General features: G+C 69.9%; 16 protein-coding genes. 9 read left to right on the plus strand and 7 right to left on the minus strand.

What is annotated here, in order from left to right; translation table 11 throughout:
* Positions 1 to 146 precede the first annotated feature (146 nt).
* Positions 147 to 3,281, plus strand: coding sequence for an isoleucine--tRNA ligase (ileS, locus tag HOV91_RS27265; RefSeq protein WP_174188217.1), 3,135 nt, complete (start codon positions 147 to 149; stop codon positions 3,279 to 3,281).
* 453 nt (positions 3,282 to 3,734) lie between these two features.
* Positions 3,735 to 4,286: an NlpC/P60 family protein gene (locus HOV91_RS27270; protein WP_312884787.1), complete on the plus strand. Its 552-nt coding sequence runs from the start codon at positions 3,735 to 3,737 to the stop codon at positions 4,284 to 4,286.
* 174 nt (positions 4,287 to 4,460) lie between these two features.
* On the opposite strand, the gene HOV91_RS27275 is transcribed toward HOV91_RS27270, so the two are convergent.
* Positions 4,461 to 5,348: a UTP--glucose-1-phosphate uridylyltransferase gene (locus HOV91_RS27275; RefSeq protein WP_217441209.1), complete on the minus strand. Its 888-nt coding sequence runs from the start codon at positions 5,346 to 5,348 to the stop codon at positions 4,461 to 4,463.
* A gap of 330 nt (positions 5,349 to 5,678) precedes the next feature.
* Here HOV91_RS27275 and HOV91_RS27280 point away from each other — a divergent pair, with 330 nt between their 5' ends.
* Positions 5,679 to 7,076 (plus strand): DNA polymerase IV, encoded by a 1,398-nt coding sequence (locus tag HOV91_RS27280; RefSeq protein ID WP_312884789.1) that lies wholly within the window; start codon positions 5,679 to 5,681, stop codon positions 7,074 to 7,076.
* A gap of 196 nt (positions 7,077 to 7,272) precedes the next feature.
* Positions 7,273 to 7,773 (plus strand): WKL family lipoprotein, encoded by a 501-nt coding sequence (locus tag HOV91_RS27285; RefSeq protein ID WP_174188220.1) that lies wholly within the window; start codon positions 7,273 to 7,275, stop codon positions 7,771 to 7,773.
* Between the two features lie 139 nt (positions 7,774 to 7,912).
* On the opposite strand, the gene HOV91_RS27290 is transcribed toward HOV91_RS27285, so the two are convergent.
* Genes HOV91_RS27290 through rarD form a run of 3 tightly spaced genes read right to left on the minus strand, consistent with a single transcriptional unit; the run spans position 7,913 to position 9,552 of the window.
* Complete coding sequence (locus HOV91_RS27290; RefSeq protein ID WP_174188234.1) at positions 7,913 to 8,305, minus strand: type II toxin-antitoxin system VapC family toxin; 393 nt, start codon at positions 8,303 to 8,305, stop codon at positions 7,913 to 7,915.
* Positions 8,302 to 8,556: a type II toxin-antitoxin system Phd/YefM family antitoxin gene (locus tag HOV91_RS27295; protein ID WP_174188221.1), complete on the minus strand. Its 255-nt coding sequence runs from the start codon at positions 8,554 to 8,556 to the stop codon at positions 8,302 to 8,304. Before HOV91_RS27295 ends, HOV91_RS27290 begins: the two co-directional genes overlap by 4 nt.
* A 54-nt stretch (positions 8,557 to 8,610) precedes the next feature.
* Positions 8,611 to 9,552, minus strand: a complete 942-nt coding sequence (gene rarD / locus HOV91_RS27300; protein ID WP_174188222.1) for an EamA family transporter RarD — start codon at positions 9,550 to 9,552, stop codon at positions 8,611 to 8,613.
* A gap of 35 nt (positions 9,553 to 9,587) precedes the next feature.
* Here rarD and HOV91_RS27305 point away from each other — a divergent pair, with 35 nt between their 5' ends.
* Complete coding sequence (locus tag HOV91_RS27305; protein WP_174188223.1) at positions 9,588 to 12,011, plus strand: HAD-IC family P-type ATPase; 2,424 nt, start codon at positions 9,588 to 9,590, stop codon at positions 12,009 to 12,011.
* Between the two features lie 81 nt (positions 12,012 to 12,092).
* Positions 12,093 to 12,911: a PhzF family phenazine biosynthesis protein gene (locus HOV91_RS27310; RefSeq protein ID WP_174188224.1), complete on the plus strand. Its 819-nt coding sequence runs from the start codon at positions 12,093 to 12,095 to the stop codon at positions 12,909 to 12,911.
* Between the two features lie 24 nt (positions 12,912 to 12,935).
* Here the strand turns inward: HOV91_RS27310 and HOV91_RS27315 are convergent, their stop codons facing one another.
* Genes HOV91_RS27315 through lspA form a run of 3 tightly spaced genes read right to left on the minus strand, consistent with a single transcriptional unit; the run spans position 12,936 to position 15,116 of the window.
* Entirely contained in the window at positions 12,936 to 13,601 is a 666-nt protein-coding gene (locus HOV91_RS27315) for a hypothetical protein (RefSeq protein WP_246350955.1), read from the minus strand.
* The gene (locus HOV91_RS27320; protein ID WP_174188225.1) at positions 13,594 to 14,520 is read right to left on the minus strand and encodes an RluA family pseudouridine synthase; all 927 of its coding nucleotides are present in this window, start codon (positions 14,518 to 14,520) and stop codon (positions 13,594 to 13,596) included. Before HOV91_RS27320 ends, HOV91_RS27315 begins: the two co-directional genes overlap by 8 nt.
* Complete coding sequence (gene lspA, locus HOV91_RS27325) at positions 14,517 to 15,116, minus strand: signal peptidase II (protein ID WP_174188226.1); 600 nt, start codon at positions 15,114 to 15,116, stop codon at positions 14,517 to 14,519. The genes HOV91_RS27320 and lspA overlap by 4 nt, the downstream gene beginning before the upstream one ends.
* A 196-nt stretch (positions 15,117 to 15,312) precedes the next feature.
* On the opposite strand from lspA, the gene HOV91_RS27330 reads away from it, so the two are divergent.
* From HOV91_RS27330 to HOV91_RS27340, 3 genes are all read left to right on the plus strand, one after another.
* Complete coding sequence (locus HOV91_RS27330; RefSeq protein WP_217441215.1) at positions 15,313 to 16,203, plus strand: hypothetical protein; 891 nt, start codon at positions 15,313 to 15,315, stop codon at positions 16,201 to 16,203.
* Positions 16,200 to 16,913, plus strand: coding sequence for a sensor domain-containing protein (locus HOV91_RS27335; RefSeq protein ID WP_174188227.1), 714 nt, complete (start codon positions 16,200 to 16,202; stop codon positions 16,911 to 16,913). Before HOV91_RS27330 ends, HOV91_RS27335 begins: the two co-directional genes overlap by 4 nt.
* Positions 16,914 to 16,996: 83 nt before the next feature.
* The gene (locus HOV91_RS27340) at positions 16,997 to 17,464 is read left to right on the plus strand and encodes a VOC family protein (protein WP_174188228.1); all 468 of its coding nucleotides are present in this window, start codon (positions 16,997 to 16,999) and stop codon (positions 17,462 to 17,464) included.
* Positions 17,465 to 17,764: the final 300 nt, after the last annotated feature.

Below are 17,764 nucleotides of genomic sequence, written 5' to 3' on the forward strand. Positions count from 1 at the left end.
ACCGAACGGGTGAGCCCGTCACAGCTCGTGAACGAGAGGTCCGGTGCTCACTACGCCGGACAAGCGGGGTGGTACCGCGGTTTCGGCGCACCGGGCGCCGATGTCGTCCCCGTGCCAACGACACGGCACGAGGAGACGCATCCGCCATGGCGGACCACACTTCCAGCAACAGCGCGTACCCGCGCGTCGACCTGAGCGTCGGCAACGGGGCGTCGTTCCCCGAGATGGAGCGCCGCGTGCTCGACGCGTGGGCGGCCGCCGACACCTTCCGCACCAGCATCCAAAACCGTTCCGGCGCAGCGGAATTCGTCTTCTACGACGGGCCGCCCTTTGCCAACGGTCTGCCGCATTACGGACATTTGCTCACCGGATACGTCAAGGACCTCGTTCCGCGTTTCCAGACCATGCGCGGCAAGCGGGTCGACCGGCGATTCGGATGGGACTGTCACGGATTGCCCGCGGAAATCGAAGCCGAAAAGCAGCTCGGTATCACGGACAAATCACAGATCGACGCGATGGGCCTGGCGGAATTCAACGCGGCCTGCAAATCGTCGGTGCTGCGCTACACCGGGGAATGGCGCGACTACGTGACGCGCCAGGCCCGCTGGGTCGACTTCGACAACGACTACAAGACGCTGGACATCGACTTCATGGAGTCGGTGATGTGGGCGTTCAAGTCGCTGTACGACAAAGGGCTGATCTATCAGGGCTTCCGGGTGCTGCCTTACAGCTGGTACGAGCAGACGCCGCTGTCGAATCAGGAAACCCGCCTCGACGACGCCTACAAGATGCGCCAGGACCCGGCGGTCACCGTCGACATGGTGCTGCGCGTGCCCGCGGAGCATCCGCTGCACGCGCTCGACGGCGCGAACGCGGTGATCTGGACCACGACGCCGTGGACGCTGCCGTCGAACCTGGCGATCGCCGTACACCCCGACATCCGCTACGTGCACCTGCGCGCGGCCGACGGCAAGCGCTACCTGCTCGCGGCCGAACGGGTTTCGCACTACGGGCGGGAGTTCGGCGAGAACCCGGAGGTGCTCGGCGAGTTCGACGGCGCCGCGCTGGCCGGCCTGTCCTACGCGCCGCCGTTCGACTTCTTCCTCGGCCACCCCAACGCGCACCGTGTGCTCACCGCCGACTACGTGACCACCGACTCCGGCACCGGAATCGTGCATCTGGCGCCGGCCTTCGGTGAGGAGGACATGGACGTCGCCACGGCCAACGGCATCGAGCTGGTGCAGCCGCTCGACCCGGGCGGCAAGTTCACCTCGATGGTCCCGCCGTACGAGGGCCTGATGGTGTTCGACGCCAATCCGGTGATCATCAAGGATCTCAAGGCGGCCGGAAAGCTGTTGCGGCACGAGACGATCGAGCACTCCTACCCGCACAGCTGGCGCTCCGGGCAGCCGCTGATCTATATGGCCGTGCCGTCCTGGTTCGTCGCGGTCACCAAGTTCCGCGATCGGATGGTCGAGCTGAACAAGCAGATCACCTGGGTGCCCGAGCACATCCGCGACGGCCAGTTCGGCAAGTGGCTGGAGGGCGCGCGGGACTGGAACATCAGCCGCAACCGCTACTGGGGCAGCCCGATCCCGGTGTGGGTGTCCGACGATCCGGCCTATCCGCGCGTCGACGTGTACGGCTCGCTGGAGGAGCTGGAGCGCGATTTCGGCGTGCGCCCGGCCGATCTGCACCGCCCGATGATCGATGAGCTCACCCGGCCCAATCCCGACGACCCCACCGGCAAGTCGACCATGCGCCGGGTACCGGAGGTGCTGGACTGCTGGTTCGAGTCCGGCTCGATGCCGTATGCCCAGGTGCACTACCCGTTCGAGAACAAGGAGTGGTTCGACAGCCACTTCCCCGGCGATTTCATCGTCGAGTACAACGGGCAGACCCGGGGCTGGTTCTACACACTGCACGTGCTGGCGACGGCGCTGTTCGACAGCCCGGCGTTCAAGACCGTCGCGGCGCACGGCATCGTGCTCGGTGACGACGGCCTGAAGATGAGCAAGTCCAAGGGCAACTACCCGGACGTCAACGAGGTGTTCGACCGGGACGGCTCGGACGCCATGCGCTGGTTCCTGATGAGTTCGCCGATCCTGCGCGGCGGCAACCTCATCGTCACCGAGCGCGGCATCCGCGAGGGCGTGAGCCACGCGCTGCGACCGTTGTGGAACGCGTGGACGTTCCTGCAGCTGTACGCCTCCAAGCCCGGGGTGTGGCGCACGGATTCGCCGCATGTGCTCGATCGCTACATCCTGGCGAAGCTGGCGCGAAGCAGGGATGTCATCACCGCGGCGCTGGAGGTCTACGACATCGCGGGCGCCTGCGAGGAGCTGCGCTCGTTCGCCGACGCGCTGACCAACTGGTACGTGCGGCGCTCGCGGTCGCGGTTCTGGAGCGAGGACCGCGACGCGGTGGACACCCTGCACACGGTGCTCGAGGTGGTCACCAGGCTGGCGGCGCCGTTGCTGCCGCTGATCACCGAGGTGATCTGGCGCGGGCTGACCGGCGGCGACTCGGTGCACCTGGCCGACTGGCCGAAGGAGGGCGAGCTGCCGGACGATCCGGAGCTGGTCGCCGCCATGGACGAGGTGCGCGTGGTGTGCTCGACGGTGCTGAGCCTGCGCAAGGCGCAGAACCTGCGGGTGCGGCTGCCGCTGGCCGAGGTCACCATCGCGGCCGCCGACGCCGAGCGTTTGGCGCCGTTCGCCGACATCGTGGCCGACGAGGTCAACGTCAAGAAGGTGGACCTGACCACCGACGTGGCCGCGCACGGCCGGTTCGAGCTGGTGGTCAACGCTCGCGCCGCGGGTCCGCGCCTGGGCAAGGACGTGCAGACGGTGATCAAGGCGGTGAAAGCCGGGGAGTGGTCCGAGGACGCCGACGGCACGGTCCGAGCGGCCGGAATCGCCCTGCTGCCCGAGGAGTACACCCAGCGCCTGGTCGCCGCCGAACCCGAGTCGACCGCGGCGCTGCCCGGCAATGCGGGTCTCGTGGTGCTGAATTCGGTGGTCACCGAGGAACTGGAGGCCGAGGGCTGGGCGCGGGACCTGATCCGCGACCTCCAGGAGACCAGGAAATCAGCCGGGCTGGACGTCTCCGACCGCATCACCGTGGTCCTGGACGTGCCCGAGGAACGGGCCGTATGGGCCGAGGCTCACCGCGACCTGATCGCGGGCGAGATCCTCGCCACCTCGCTGAGCTTCGGTGACGCGGGGCCGGAGGCCGCTGATCTGGTCGGCGGCGTGCGGGCGGCGATCAGCAAAGCCTGAGCGCCGGATACCGGGCGAGCCGGGGCGGGACCGAGAAGGTCCCGCCCCGGCTGCTGTCCGAGCGGCCGCCGCGCCGCCTGTTACGGCCAGCCGGTGGCCTTTCCCGACCACGGGGCACACGCCGAATACGGCCACTCGATGTCACCGGTCAGGCAGGAAAGGACCCGCTGCGGCGCGCAAGCAAGTGATATAGATCACATGCTGAGAATTTGCTGATTCCCGACAAATCGCCAAAATCCCGGGCACAATCTGCGATGTCGCTGCTGTGGCCCAGGTGATTCTTGGGCAGGCAGTCTCTCTCTTCTGGCATGTCTTACTGGGAAATCGGCCGTGCCGGGAACCTGCCCGGCGCGGGTAGCCGCGGCTGCGCATCGTTGGCCGCGACTGATGCCAAGTGTTAGCCAGGCCGCCGATCGGTGGTCAGTCAACCGCGCCCACGGAAGGGGCGAGTACGTGCCGAGAAAATCGTCGCACCGCATCGCGCTCGGATTCCTGCTGTCGACCATCGCCATCCTCCTGCTCGCCGGACCCGTCTGGGCCGACACCGGCAGCGCTTCCGGCAGCGGGCCGGGCAGCGCCTCCTCCGGTTCGGCGTCGGGCAGCGGCCCCGGCGGTGAATCCGGCAGCGCCAGCGGCTCGGCCGCCCTGCCGGTGCCCAGTGTGTTCGGCCTCGGCGCGCTGGCCGCGGCCACGACACAGATCGGCAAGCCGTACGAATGGGGTGGGACCGGGCCCTCCAGCTGGGACTGCTCGGGCCTCGTGCAGTGGGCGTACCGCCAAGTCGGCGTGAGCATTCCGCGGACCACCTGGCAGCAGGCGAAGGCGGGCACGCCGGTACCGAGGGCCGCCCTGTCGCCCGGCGACGTGGTCGTGCTGAACAGCGACGGCTCGCACGTCGGCATCTATGCCGGTGGCGGACAGGTGCTCAACGCCTACGACTGGGGTGTGCCGGTCGGGTTCACGCCACTGAGCGAATTCGACATCTACGCGATCCGCCGCTTCTGAGCGCGCACCGGCCGGGGAAGTGCCGGTGCGCGACAGGGCGATCGTGAACACATCTCTCTGCTCGAACGGGAACGGCGAGCTCCGAATCGGCATCGAACTACGCTCGGCTGCCGCCCATTACGAGCGGCGTCAGCATAGCGATGTGCTATCGGGCGTGCGTGGCCCGGGTTCCGATCAGTCGTCGAGGCCCTCGGCGAGGGTGCGCAGCAGCGGGCTGTACTGCGGATGCGCCAGTGCCGAGGCGAACTGCGCCACCAGGTAGTCGGCCGGGTTCCCGGTGTCGTACCAGCGGCCGCGGATCACCTGACCGAAAACCGGATTGGCGGCCGCGTGCACGTTGATCGCGTCGGTGAGGTACACCTCGCCGGTGCGGTGCTCGTACCAGGCTTCGGTCTGCGTGCGCAGTTCCTCGATGATGCCGGGAGTGACGACGTAGCCGCCGATCGCCGCGAACGACGACGGCGCGTCCTTGGGCTTCGGCTTCTCCCGCAGACCGGTGATGCGCAGCAGACCGTTGCCGTGGTCGTCGGCCACCACCGGCACGCCGTAGCGCTGCGACTCCGACGGGTCCATCGGCATCAGCGCGAGGACGGGGGCTCCGGTGGCCTCGTAGGCGTCGATGAGCTGCTGGGCGCGCGGAACCTCGGCGACGAACACGTCGTCGGGCCACAGCACCAGCATCGGCTCGTCGCCGAGATTGCGCGCGGCGTTGAGCACGGGGGTGCCGTTGCCGTACGGCCCGTGCTGGTCGAGGTACGTGATGTGACCGAGCCGGGACAGCTCGCCCACTTCCTCGACCGCGTCGGCGAAGGCGGTCTTGCCGTCCGCGCGCAACTGGGCCACCAGCGCGGGGTTGGGCCGGAAGTGGTCCTGGATCAATGATTTTCCGCCGCTGACCACGATGGTGATGTCGGTGATGCCCGAAGCGACCAGCTCGCGGACCGTGTGCTCGATCACCGGCTTGTCGCCGACCGGCAGCATCTCCTTCGGGATGGCCTTGGTCAGCGGGAGCAACCGGGAGCCGATACCAGCGGCCGGGATGACGGCCTTGCGGATATTCATGGGTCCGATCATCACATATCGGACCGCGAGTCCAGCCTCGTCCCCGCGGTACGTCGGCGGTTGATTCAGAACTGTTCAGTACACGCTCGGGCGCGGAAAAGGGCAGATCAAGGCCACCGCGGTGGGATGAACGGCCGGTCGGCGACCGGCTGCGGCGGGCGCGGGCATCCACAGGGAACCGGCAGCTAGCGCACAGCCACCGGACAGCGTCTCCGCCTGCCCCGGACTGTCGGTGGACCGGCGTACATTGCAGCCGTGCGTACCGAGAACCCGAGCGTCGAGCGCGCGCCCGCGCCGGCGACCGGGATCGGCACGCACGGCGATCTCCCGGTGGCTGGGCAGCATCCCCCCGGCCTCGCCGACGCAGACAGCGCCGCCCGGCGCTGGGTGCTGCACATCGATATGGACGCGTTCTTCGCGTCGGTCGAGCAGTTGACCCGGCCGACATTGCGGGGCAGGCCGGTGCTGGTCGGCGGGACGGGCGGGCGCGGGGTGGTGGCCGGAGCCAGTTACGAGGCGCGGGTCTACGGCGCCCGGTCGGCCATGCCGATGCATCAGGCGCGCAGGCTGGTCGGCGTCAACGCGGTGGTGGTGCCGCCGCGCGGCGCGGTCTACGGCGTGGTGAGCGGTCAGGTCTTCGACGCGCTGCGCAGCCGGATCCCGGTGCTGGAGACGCTGTCGTTCGACGAGGCGTTCGGCGAACCCGCCGAGCTGGCCGGTGCGACGGTCGCGCAGGTATACGCGTTCTGCGCGCAGTTGCGCGCGGTGGTGCGGGAACGGACCGGGTTGACCGCCTCGGTGGGCGCGGGCACCGGGAAGCAGCTGGCGAAGATCGCCTCCGGCTTGGCCAAGCCCGACGGCATCCGGGTGATCTCGCCGGTCGAGCAACCCGCTCTGCTCGCGGGTCTGCCGGTGCGCAAGCTGTGGGGGATCGGGCCGGTCGCGGAGAGCAGGCTGCGTTCGCTCGGCATCGAGACCGTCGGCGCCTTCGCCGCGCTGCCGGAATCGGAGGCGATGTCGATCCTCGGCGCCAGTGTGGGGGCGGCCCTGCACCGCCTGGCTCGCGGCATCGACGACCGTCCGGTGGCCGAGCGCACCGAGGCGAAACAGATCAGCGCCGAGACCACGTACGAGACCGACATCGTCAGTCTCGACCAGCTCCGCCCGGCCATCGATGACATGGCCGCCGCCGCGCACCGGCGCCTGACCGGTGACGGCCGGGCGGCCCGCACGGTGGTGCTCAAACTCCGGAAATCCGATATGAGCATCGTCACCCGCTCCTTCACCCTGCCCTACGCCACCGAGGACCTGGCCACCCTCGCCGCCGCGGCGCAGCGGTCGGCGCTCGACCCGCGCGAACTGGGGCCGATCCGGCTCGTCGGGGTCGGCTACGGCGGCTTGTCCACCGTTCGCCAGGAGTCGCTGTTCCCCGAACTCGACCGCGGCCCGGCCGCGGAGCGCGCCGTCGCGGAACCGGAGGCCGAACCGGCGCGGCCTGCCGACCTCGGCGCCGAGCACACCGCGACGCCCCCGCTGCCCGTCGCGGTCTGGCATCCCGGCATGGACGTCACGCATCCCGAGCACGGCCACGGCTGGGTGCAGGGCGCCGGGCACGGCGTCGTGACCGTCCGCTTCGAAACCCGTTCCACCGGCCCTGGTCCCGCGCGCACCTTCGCCGCCGACGACGCCGCGCTCACCCGGGCCGATCCGCTGGGCAGTCTGCTCTGACGCGTCCGCGCCGACGGCTCGACATCCCACGGCCCGACGCGTACGTTCGCTGCCGACGACATTCGTCGGTTCCGTGTGGATCCGGGCGGCGCCGCCCGGTGCCGGTAGCCTGGGACCTCGTGCAGCGCCGCCGGTTCGGGTGGCGGCTGCCACGGTGGAACCCGACACGCACCTCTCGAACGCAAAGGACGAGCAGTTGAAGCTTCGTAAGACTGGACGCACCGCGATCGCCGGACTGGCCATCGTCGCCGCGCTTGGCCTGACCGCCTGTGGTGGCGACGACAAGGACAGCAAGCCCGCCGCCAAGACGTCGACCAGCGCCAAGGCGTCGGCCACCGCGAGCGCGAACCTGCCGCCGGTCCCGACTCCCGCGGAGCTGAACACCGCCCTCGCCCGTGCGCTGGACCCGTCGGTGCCTGCGTCGGAGAAGCTGGACAACGTCCAGGGCGCCGAGGCCGACCCGACGCTGCCGGACCGCCTGTCCCAGGCTGCGGCAGGCGCGGATGTGAAGATCGAGGTCACCGACGTCACCTCGTTCGGCGACAGTGTGAACGCGAAGGCCAAGTTCATCCTCAACGGCCAGGAGAACATCGTCGACGTGCCGTTCGTCGCCGACAACGGCAAGTGGAAGATCCAGAAGCAGTGGGCCTGCACCATGCTGACCAACCTCGGCCAGCAGTCGGCGGCCTGCGCCTGATTCGCACGACCGGCCGGGCCGGTCTCCGGGTTCGTCCCGGCGGCCGGCCCGTCGTCGCGCGAATTGTGCGCTGCCTCGGATATCGCGCTGCTCGCGCAGTCGGCGTCTGCCCCCGCACGCCGAGGATGTCGGCGGTCGCCTACAACTTCAGTACCTTCAGGTCCGGCATCGCGTCGTAATCGCCATCCTGGGTCACGATGGGAATATCGTGCGCGAGCGCGGTTGCCGCGATCCAACTGTCGTTGATCGGGACTTCTCGCCCGGCGGCCCGGAGGCGTGCCACCAGCAGGGCCCAGTGTTCCGCGGTGGTCTCATCCACCTCGAGTGGCTGAAACCGTTGGGCCAGCTGGTAGGTCGCCAGCCTGCGGGCCGATACGTCGGGACTCGAGGCGCGCAGCACGCCGAGGCGCAGTTCACCCAGGGTGACGACCGACACGCCCCATTCGTACCCGTCGAACCGGGCCGGATCGAAGCGTTCGGCCTCGAGACCGATGAATACCGATGTGTCCGCCAGTGCGCGTTGTATGTTCACCACGGCAGGTCGTCCGTCGTGTCGATCAACGCCTCACGAAGTTCCGCCCGCAGGCCCGTGGTATCCGGGCCCAGGCGGACCAGTTCTCGGAGGACTTCCGCCGCGGGCACCCACTGCCGCCGCTGAGGCAGGGGGATGATCTTAGCGACCGGTCGGTTGCCTTTGAGGATTTCGATTTCCTCGCCCGCCTCGACGCGGCGCAATACCTCGGCGGTGTGGTTGCGCAGCTCACGAGCGGGTAGCGCGGTCATGCTACAAGCGTAGCCATCTGCTACGGCCGTAGCAATCGCAGCCGGGGCCGTGGCTCACGGTATGGCTTCGGCATCGTTCGCGTGGGGGCCGGAGTCGGTGGTGACATCGCGCGATGCGCGACGCGCGCGCCGGGTCCGTAGCAGCGCGTCGCTGGTGAAGATCGCCAGCGCGGCCCAGATCAGGGCGAACCCGGCCCACCGGGAGGCGGGCATCGGCTCGTGCGCCACGGCGACGCCCCAGGCCATCTGGAGCGCGGGCGTGAGGTATTGGAGCAGGCCCATGGTGGACAGCGCGACCCGCTGGGCCGCCACCGCGAACAGCAGCAGCGGAACGAGGGTGACCGGCCCGGTGGCCGCCATCAGCGCGGTGTGCGCGGGGGCGGAAGTGAATTCGCTGTGCCCGGTGACCGTGAGCCCGATCGCGAACGCGAGCGCGAACGGCGCGGCGACGATGCCCTCGGCGGCGATGCCGCGCAGCGCGTCCAGCGGGATCACCTTCTTCACCAGACCGTAGGTGGCGAAGGAACAGGCCAAGGCCAGGGCGATGATCGGCGGCCTGCCGTAGTCGAGGGTGAGCACGGCCACCGCGGTCGCGCCGAGGGTGAGCGCGGCCCACTGAGCCCTGGTCAGCCGCTCGCGGAAGATCACAACGCCGAACGCGACGGTGACCAGCGGGTTGATGAAGTAGCCGAGCGCGCACTCCACGACGTGACCCGAGATGACGCCGTAGACGTACACGCCCCAGTTCAGGGCGATCGCGGCGGAGGCGACGGCCGCCAGGAGCCAGACGCGCCCGCCGATGCCGCGCAACTCGCGCACGCGCCCGCTGACAGCGAGCACCGCGAGCACGACGACCAGCGTCCAGAGGATCCGCTGCGCCACCACCTCGGCCGGACTCGCGAACGCCAGCAAACCGAAGAACGCGGGGAACAGTCCCCACAGGAAGTACGCGCTCGCTCCGAACGTCACACCGGGGATGGACCTGCTTCGCCGCACGAGGACGAACGTAGTTGTCACGTAGCCTTGCGGTCATGTCGATTACCGTGCAGGCCTCGGGCGCCACCGGACTCACCGCCGCCGAGGTCGAGCAACGACGCCGCGACGGGCGGACCAACGACGTCCCGGATCGCGCGAGCCGCTCGGTCGGCGAGATCGTGCGCGCGAACGTCTTCACCCGGATCAACGCCATCCTCGGCGTCCTGTTCGTCCTGGTGCTGGCCACCGGATCGATCATCGACGGCATGTTCGGCCTGCTGATCGTCGCCAACAGCGCGGTAGGGATCATCCAGGAGGTCCGTGCCAAGCGCACCCTGGACCGGTTGGCCATCGTCAGCCAGGCCAAGCCGACCGTCCGCCGCGACGGCACGGCCGTCGATGTCGCGCCGCACGAGGTGGTGCTGGACGACCTGATCGAACTCGGTCCGGGCGACCAGATCGTGGTGGACGGCACGGTCGAGGAGTCCGCCCAGCTCGAGGTGGACGAGTCCTTGCTCACCGGCGAGGCCGATCCGATCGACAAGGCGATCGGCGCGGAGGTGATGTCGGGCAGCTATGTGGTCTCCGGGTCCGGCGCCTATCGGGCCACCAAGGTCGGCCGGGACGCCTACGCGGCGCGGCTGGCCGAGGAGGCGAGCAAGTTCACCCTGGTGCACTCCGAGCTGCGCAGCGGTATCGACAAGATCCTGAAGTTCATCACCTACCTGCTGATCCCCGCCGGCCTGCTGAGCATCTACAACCAGCTGGTCTCCAGCGGGGAGACCTGGCGGCCCGCGGTCACCGGCATGGTGGCCGCGCTGGTGCCCATGGTGCCGGAGGGGCTGGTGCTGATGACGTCGATCGCGTTCGCGGTGGGCGTGGTGCGGCTGGGGCGGCGTCAGTGCCTGGTGCAGGAGTTGCCCGCGATCGAGGGGCTGGCCCGCGTCGACGTGGTGTGCGCGGACAAGACCGGCACGCTGACCGAGAACGGCATGCGGCTGTCGGATATCAAGACCCTGGCGGGCTTCGACGACGGCGAGGTGCGCACCGCGCTGGCGGCGCTCGCCGCCGACGATCCGCGGCCGAACGCGAGCGTGCAGGCGATCGCCGAGCAGCTGCCGGACGGTCCGGGCTGGCGGCGCACCGCCGTGGCGCCGTTCTCCTCGGCCAAGAAGTGGAGCGGTTGCTCCTACGGTGAGCACGGCGACTGGCTGCTCGGCGCACCGGACGTGCTGCTGGACCCGCGCTCGGCGGACGCGCGGGTCGCCGAGGAACTCGGTGCCTCCGGACTGCGCGTCCTGCTGCTGGCGCGCAGCGACCGTTCCGTGGATGCGCCCGACGCGCCGGGCGTGGTGCGCCCGGCGGCCCTGGTCGTGCTGGAGCAGAAGGTCCGGCCCGACGCCAGGGACACGCTCGACTACTTCGCGAGCCAAGATGTCTCGATCAAGGTCATCTCCGGCGACAACGCCGTATCGGTCGGCGCGGTGGCCTCCTCGCTCGACCTGCCGGGCGGCGACCGTCCGATCGACGCGCGGAAGCTGCCGGAGGACCGCGACGGACTGGCCGAGGTGCTCGACCGCAACACCACTTTCGGCCGGGTCCGTCCGGATCAGAAGCGCGCGATGGTGGCGGCGTTGCAGTCGCGTGGCCACACCGTGGCGATGACCGGCGACGGCGTCAACGACGTTCTTGCGCTCAAGGATTCGGACATCGGCGTGGCCATGGGCGCGGGCAGCCCCGCGACCAGGGCGGTGGCGCAGATCGTGCTGCTGGACAACAAGTTCGCCACGCTGCCGTACGTGGTCGGCGAGGGACGCCGGGTGATCGGCAACATCGAGCGGGTGTCGAATCTGTTCCTCACCAAGACCGTCTATTCCGTGCTGCTCGCCTTCCTGGTCGGCGCCGCCGGGGTCGGTTCACAGATCTTCGGCTACGAGCCCATCGGGTACCCGTTCCTGCCGCGCCACGTCACGATCGCGGCCTGGTTCACCATCGGCATTCCGGCGTTCATCCTCTCCCTCGCGCCCAACAACGAGCGCGCGCGCACGGGGTTCGTCGGGCGGGTCATGCGGTTGGCCATCCCGTCGGGCGTGGTGATCGGCGTGGCCACCTTCGTCGCGTACCTGATCGCCTATGCCGGGCCGGAAGCGGGCGAGCAGCAGAAGGTGCAGGCGGGCACCACCGCCCTCATCACGCTGATCATGATCGCGGTGTGGGTGCTGGCCATCGTCGCCCGGCCCTACGTCTGGTGGAAGGTGGTGCTGATCGCGGTGTCGGTGGCGGCGTACGGCTTCCTGTTCACTGTTCCGTTCACCCGCGAGTTCTTCAAGCTCGACCCCTCCAATGTCGCGCTCACCGGTGCGGCGGTGGTCTGCGGCGTGGTCGGCATCGTGCTCGTGGAGGCCGTCTGGTGGGTGAGTTCGGTGCTGCGTGGAGGCGAGCGGCAACTCTTGCCGAGCTCGCCCGGCGGGGCCGCCTGACAGACTGGACGCCTGACTAGCCGCGCCACGAGAAGCCTTGTGCGAAGCGGCCATTCAGAGTTGGAGTACCTTCTGGAGATTATGGAGGTACTGCTGCACCAGATCGACGCGTTCGCCGACGCACCGTTCTCGGGCAACCCGGCCGCGGTGATGCCGCTCCCGTCGTGGCTCCCGGATGCGTTGCTGCAACAGCTGGCCGAGGAGAACAACCTCGCCGAGACCGCGTTCTACACCCCGCAATTACCTCCCGAGGCGGGTGTGCCGCCGGGCGAGTGGCCCGCTTTCCACCTCCGGTGGTTCACGCCGAGGGTGGAGGTCGCCCTGTGCGGGCACGCCACCCTGGCCAGCGCCGCGCAGATCCTGGTCGACATGCACCCCGGCGAGGACCGGGTGAGCTTCTACACGCGCAGCGGCTGGCTGCACGTCGACCGCACCGACGACGACGAGTTCGTCCTGGACCTGCCGGTGGTGCCGAGTATTCCGGTGCAGCCCGACCCGGCGCTGGTCGCGGCACTCGGGGTGCGCCCGGTGCGGGCGTACTCCGGCACCGACGAGGTGATCGTCGTGGCGACCGAACAGGAGGTGCGCGATGTCGCACCCGTGCTGTCGGCTTTCCCCGCGCTGTCCCGCGGCGCGATCGTCACCGCGCCGGGTGACTCGGTGGACTTCGTCTCCCGGTTCTTCGCTCCGGCGGTGGGAGTCATGGAGGACCCGGTGACCGGCTCGGCGCACGCCCAGCTGGTCCCGCTGTGGAGCGAGCGGCTCGGCCGCACCGAACTGCGCGCCAGGCAGCTCTCGCGCCGTGGCGGAAGCCTGCGCTGCGAGCTGACCGGCGACCGCGTGCTGCTGTTCGGGCGATGCCGTCGCTATCTCGACGGAGTCGTCACCCTGCCGGACTGAGGCGGGCAGGCGCGGCCGCGCCGCTCACTGGTCCGGGACGGGTGCGTCGTCGGGGCCCGGCAGGACGACGTCGCGGTACTCGGGCAGCAGCGGGACCACCGCGAAGCTGCCCGCCACGGCATCGGAGGGAAGGGCCTGGACCGCGCGGATACCGTTCTGGTGGGCGAGGTTTCGCAGTCGCGACGGGGAACCCCGGACGACGAGCCCGACGACGCAGGCGCAGCCGCCGCGCAATCGTGTGGCGGAGACCGCGACCACGCGCGCGGAGCGGTCGTCGGCGGGGCGCGGAAGCAGCCAGGCCGCGTCGCGTGCCGAATCCACCGCCGCGGCAGCGCCTTCCGGGACCGGCACGACGACCAGCGGCGTCTGCACGCGGGGGATCGGCACCCGGTAGAGCACCTGAGCGATACGCAATCCGCCGCTGTGCGCGGGAATCTGTCCGGGAGTAAGTGGTTCGGTGAAAGACGCCAGCGCCCAGTGCTGTTCGTCGTCGTCCGCGTTCAGCGAATCACGGGAGCGGGCAAGGTAATCCGCGACCTGCTCGTCCCGATCGGGTCCGAGCCGGTCGGTGGACACCGGGGCGCGGTACGGCGGATACAGCGCCCCGAGCGCCCAGACCAGTGCGACCAGCACCGCCGCCGCCGCGCCGAGGAGGACTCGGCGCCACGGCGGCATCCGGCGCTCAGGCATCGCGCAGGACGTCCAGCGCGTGTCTCAGGTCGTCCGGGTACTCGCTGGTGATCTCCAGGTAGCGGCCGTCGGAGGGATGCTGGAAACCCAGCGACCGGGCGTGCAGCCACTGGCGTTGCAGCCCGAGCCGCTCGGCCAGGCGCGGGTCCGCGCCGTAGGTGAGGTCGCCGCAGCACGGATGGCGGATCGCCGAGAAATGCACCCGGATCTGATGGGTGCGCCCGGTTTCCAGGTGGATGTCCAGCAGGCTGGCCGATTGGAACGCCTCGACGGTGTCGTAGTGCGTGATGCTCGGGCGCCCGTCGGCGGTGACCGCGAACTTCCAGTCGTTGCCGCGGGCGCGGCCGATCGGGGCGTCGATGGTGCCGCTGCTCGGGTCCGGGTGCCCCTGCACCAGCGCGTGGTACCGCTTGTCGACCGTGCGCTGCTTGAACGCGCGCTTGAGCACCGTGTACGCGTGCTCGGACTGCGCCACCACCATCACTCCGGAGGTGCCGACATCGAGACGGTGCACGATGCCCTGCCGCTCGTGCGCGCCCGAGGTGGAGATGCGGTATCCGGCCGCGGCGAGCCCGCCGACCACGGTCGGCCCGCTCCAGCCGACGCCGGTGTGCGCGGCCACGCCGACCGGCTTGTCGACCGCGACGATGTCGTCGTCGGCGTAGAGGATCTTCATGCCCTCCACCGGTTCGGCTTCGATGGTCAGCTCCCGCTTCGGCTCGGGGAAGATCACCTCGAGCCAGGCGCCCGCGGTCAGCCGGTCGGACTTGCCCGCGGCGAGGCCGTCGAGCTGCACCGAGCCCTCCTCGGCGAGCGCGGCCACCGCCGTGCGGGACAGGCCGAGCAGACGGGCCAGGCCCGCGTCGACACGCATACCGTCGAGCCCGTCGGGGACGGGCATGGTCCTGGTCTCCCTCATGCCGCGCTGCCCTCGCTCGCTTCGCCGGGTTTGCCGTGACCCACCCGGGTGCCGTTCGGTTCGAAACCCAACACGGTCAGCACCACCAGCAGGATCGCCCCGCACACGATGGCCGAGTCCGCGACGTTGAACACCGGCCACCAGCCGACCGCGACGAAATCCACCACGTGCCCCTGGAGTGGGCCGGGGGCGCGGAAAAGCCGGTCCATCAGGTTGCCGAGCGCCCCGCCGAGCACCAGGCCCAGCCCGATCGCCCACCCCAGCGAACGCAGCGTGCGGCCGATGCGCACCACGCCGACGACGACGGCGGCGGCGACCAGGGTCAGCAACCAGGTCATGCCGGTGGCCATGGAGAACGCCGCGCCCGGATTGCGCACCAGGCTCAGGCGCGCGAAGTCACCGATGATCGGCACCGGATCGCCCGGCGTCAGCCGCGCGACCGCGATGGTCTTGGTGAGCAGATCCAGGCCGAGCACGACCGCGGCGAGGACGAGCAGCGTGCGCAGGCGCTGCGGTGGAGCCGACGCGGTCGTCGGATCGGCGGTGTTCGCTGGGTTTTCCTCGGGCGGCCGGTCGTCACTCACGCCGACCATCATCTCTCGAGCGCGATCCCGCCCGGTGCGCGCCGTCCGATTGCCCCGGCCCGGACGGCCGGTCGTGGTCGCGCGGCACGCCGACCGGCGCGCACCCGGATGTCCCAGCCCACACTCAGGAAGCGGTCGTACCCTGTTGCTCGTGACGGTGTTGTCTTCCCCCCACCTTCCCCGGATCGCGCGCTCGGGTGTGCTGCTCATGGTGCTCGCGGTCGGGCTCTCGGCCTTCGGTGTCGGTTGCGGCGACGGCGCCGAATCACTCGGCGAACCCGACGGAACCGAGCCGCTGGGCATCGGCAAGGAAGTGACGGTGCCGATCGCGGCCGCGGTGGCCACGGTCGAATCGGCCGGGGCCGAGCCGAGGTCGCTGCTGCGCCCGGAGTATCCGGCGGGCACCGTGCAGCGGGTCACCCTCTACACCGCGCACCACATCGAACAGCAGATCGATGAGCAGCCCGAGCGCGACTTCTCCACTCCGGCGCTGACCATTCCGATGACCGCGCACACCACCGCGGAGGGCATCGATCTGACCCTCGGCACGGTCACCTCGCCGGACCCGGCACTGGCCAAGGCGCTGACCAAGATCGGCGGCTCGCACGCGGGCTTCGATCTCAGCGATCTGGGCGCGATCACCGCCCTGCGGCTCGAGCCGGCTCCGGACGCCTCCAACACCGCCCGCTCCGCCCTCGAGCAAGCGTTCTACCAGGCGGTGTATCGGTCGATCGCCTTCCCCGACGAGCCCGTCGGCGAGGGCGCGGTGTGGACGGTGCGCCAGGAGGTCACCGGCGGCGTCCTGCTCGACCAGGTGACCACCGCCACGCTGAGCAAGCGCGAGGGGGATCGGCTGACCATCGAACTGCACGTCACCCAGAAGCCGAAGTCGCCGGTGTGGAATCTGCCGAACAACGCGGGCACCCTGGACATCCGGGACTACGTGATGCAGGGGACGGGCACCATCACGGTGGATCTCGGTCTGCCCCTGCCGGTGGCCGGGTCCATCACCGTCGGCGGTCACCAGGCCTACCGCGACCCGAACAGCGACAGCACGCTGCGGCAGACGATCGATACGCAGGTGTCGTGGGCCGAATGATCCGTGCCCGCGGCCTGTTGGCGGCGCTCGCGCCCCTCGTCGTGGTCATCGGCTGCGGTTCGCAGGAGCAGACCGCGGCCGGGCAGCCCGAGCTTCCCGCCCTGGGGCCCGTGGTGGCCGCGGCTCCCGTGACCACCGGTCCCGAGACCGATCCCGCTCGGTTGCGCGATCGTCTGCTCGGTGACGCCGACCTACCCCCGGGCTTCACCGCGCTCCCGCCGCCCGCCGACACCGGCGCTACCAGCGCCTCGCCGACGAATCCGGCCGAATGCGGGAAAGTGCTGGCGCCGCTCGGCGTGCAGCGTCCCGGCGCGCTCGCGCAGGCGTCCACGCAATTCGCGGGGCCGAATTTCTCCAGCATCGATATCGACGCGGCCGGTTATCCGGCGGACGCCGTCGGGCTCGCTTTTTCGGACGTGCAGGAGATCCTGCGTCGCTGCGCGCACTATTCCAGCGCCGACGACTCCGGCATCACGGTGGACTACCGCATCGGCGGGCTCGACCAGCCGCCCGCGGGCGATGCGAGCGCCTCCTTCCAGGTGCGCACCACCAGCGACGGCCTGACGCTCGGGTCGTCGGTGGCGATCGTCCAGGTGGGGAGCACGTTGGTGCAGGTCGCGGTGACGGCGCCGGAGTCGGTGGACCCCGGTGTCCTCAGCGCGCTCACCGCCGCCCAGGTGCGTCGGCTGCGGGGCGTGGCCGGCCCCTGATTTTTCCGACGATCCGGCCACCCGCGCTGGTCGCGGGAATAGGCTCGACATGGTCCGACACACTGCCTCGACCGGAGGTTCCCATGTCCGATGTCAAACCCGTTCCCGACGGATATCCGGTGGTCTCGCCCGGGCTGGCGATCGACGGCGCGGCCGCGGCGATCGATTTCTACAAGAACGTCTTCGGCGCCACCGAGCGCATGCGCATGCCCGGCCCGGACGGCAAGATCGCGCATTGCGAGCTGATGTTCGGCAATTCCGTCGTCATGCTCGGCGACCCCGCGCCCGATATGGACTTCCTCGATCCGAAGACGGTCGGCGGCACCCCCGTCAACCTGTACGTGTACGTCGAGGACGCCGACGCCGCCTTCGCCGCCGCGCTCGCCGCGGGCGCCAGGGAACTCACGCCAATGACCACGCAGTTCTACGGTGACCGCAGCGGAGCCTTCGAGGACCCGTGGGGCCACCGCTGGACGGTGGCAACGCACGTGGAGGACGTGCCGCCCGACGAGATGGACCGCCGGATGGCCGAGTTGTTCGGCGGCGCCTGAACCCGGCTGTCCGGAGCACCGTCGATCCGAACGCTGATCGGGAAGTGGTTCGCCGACCGGGAAGACACGGGCGGACCGAAGAGGTGAGCGGCAGACCCGGACCCCCTCATCTACATTGTGGCCGGGTCCGCCGCTCCGGTGTGGTTACCCGCGGGCGATCGATTCGAACACCTTCGGGTCCACGAGGGTGGAGGTGTCGCCGAGTTCGCGTCCTTCGGCGACGTCGCGCAGGAGGCGGCGCATGATTTTGCCGCTGCGGGTTTTGGGGAGTTCGGGGACGATGTGGATTTCGCGGGGTCG

Origin of the sequence: Nocardia barduliensis (assembly GCF_013315795.1) — a bacterium.
In the GTDB taxonomy this organism is placed as follows: Bacteria; Actinomycetota; Actinomycetes; order Mycobacteriales; family Mycobacteriaceae; genus Nocardia; species Nocardia barduliensis.

Bases quoted from the DNA above. Each gene is read 5' to 3' on its own strand.
- HOV91_RS27320 (WP_174188225.1), bottom strand. From the start codon at position 14,520: ATGAGGGAGACCAGGACCATGCCCGTCCCCGACGGGCTCGACGGTATG.
- HOV91_RS27305 (WP_174188223.1), top strand. From the start codon at position 9,588: ATGTCGATTACCGTGCAGGCCTCGGGCGCCACCGGACTCACCGCCGCC.
- HOV91_RS27330 (WP_217441215.1), top strand. From the start codon at position 15,313: ATGGTGCTCGCGGTCGGGCTCTCGGCCTTCGGTGTCGGTTGCGGCGAC.
- HOV91_RS27340 (WP_174188228.1), top strand. From the start codon at position 16,997: ATGTCCGATGTCAAACCCGTTCCCGACGGATATCCGGTGGTCTCGCCC.
- HOV91_RS27335 (WP_174188227.1), top strand. From the start codon at position 16,200: ATGATCCGTGCCCGCGGCCTGTTGGCGGCGCTCGCGCCCCTCGTCGTG.
- HOV91_RS27315 (WP_246350955.1), bottom strand. From the start codon at position 13,601: ATGCCTGAGCGCCGGATGCCGCCGTGGCGCCGAGTCCTCCTCGGCGCG.
- HOV91_RS27310 (WP_174188224.1), top strand. From the start codon at position 12,093: ATGGAGGTACTGCTGCACCAGATCGACGCGTTCGCCGACGCACCGTTC.
- lspA (WP_174188226.1), bottom strand. From the start codon at position 15,116: ATGATGGTCGGCGTGAGTGACGACCGGCCGCCCGAGGAAAACCCAGCG.
- HOV91_RS27295 (WP_174188221.1), bottom strand. From the start codon at position 8,556: ATGACCGCGCTACCCGCTCGTGAGCTGCGCAACCACACCGCCGAGGTA.
- HOV91_RS27275 (WP_217441209.1), bottom strand. From the start codon at position 5,348: ATGAATATCCGCAAGGCCGTCATCCCGGCCGCTGGTATCGGCTCCCGG.
- ileS (WP_174188217.1), top strand. From the start codon at position 147: ATGGCGGACCACACTTCCAGCAACAGCGCGTACCCGCGCGTCGACCTG.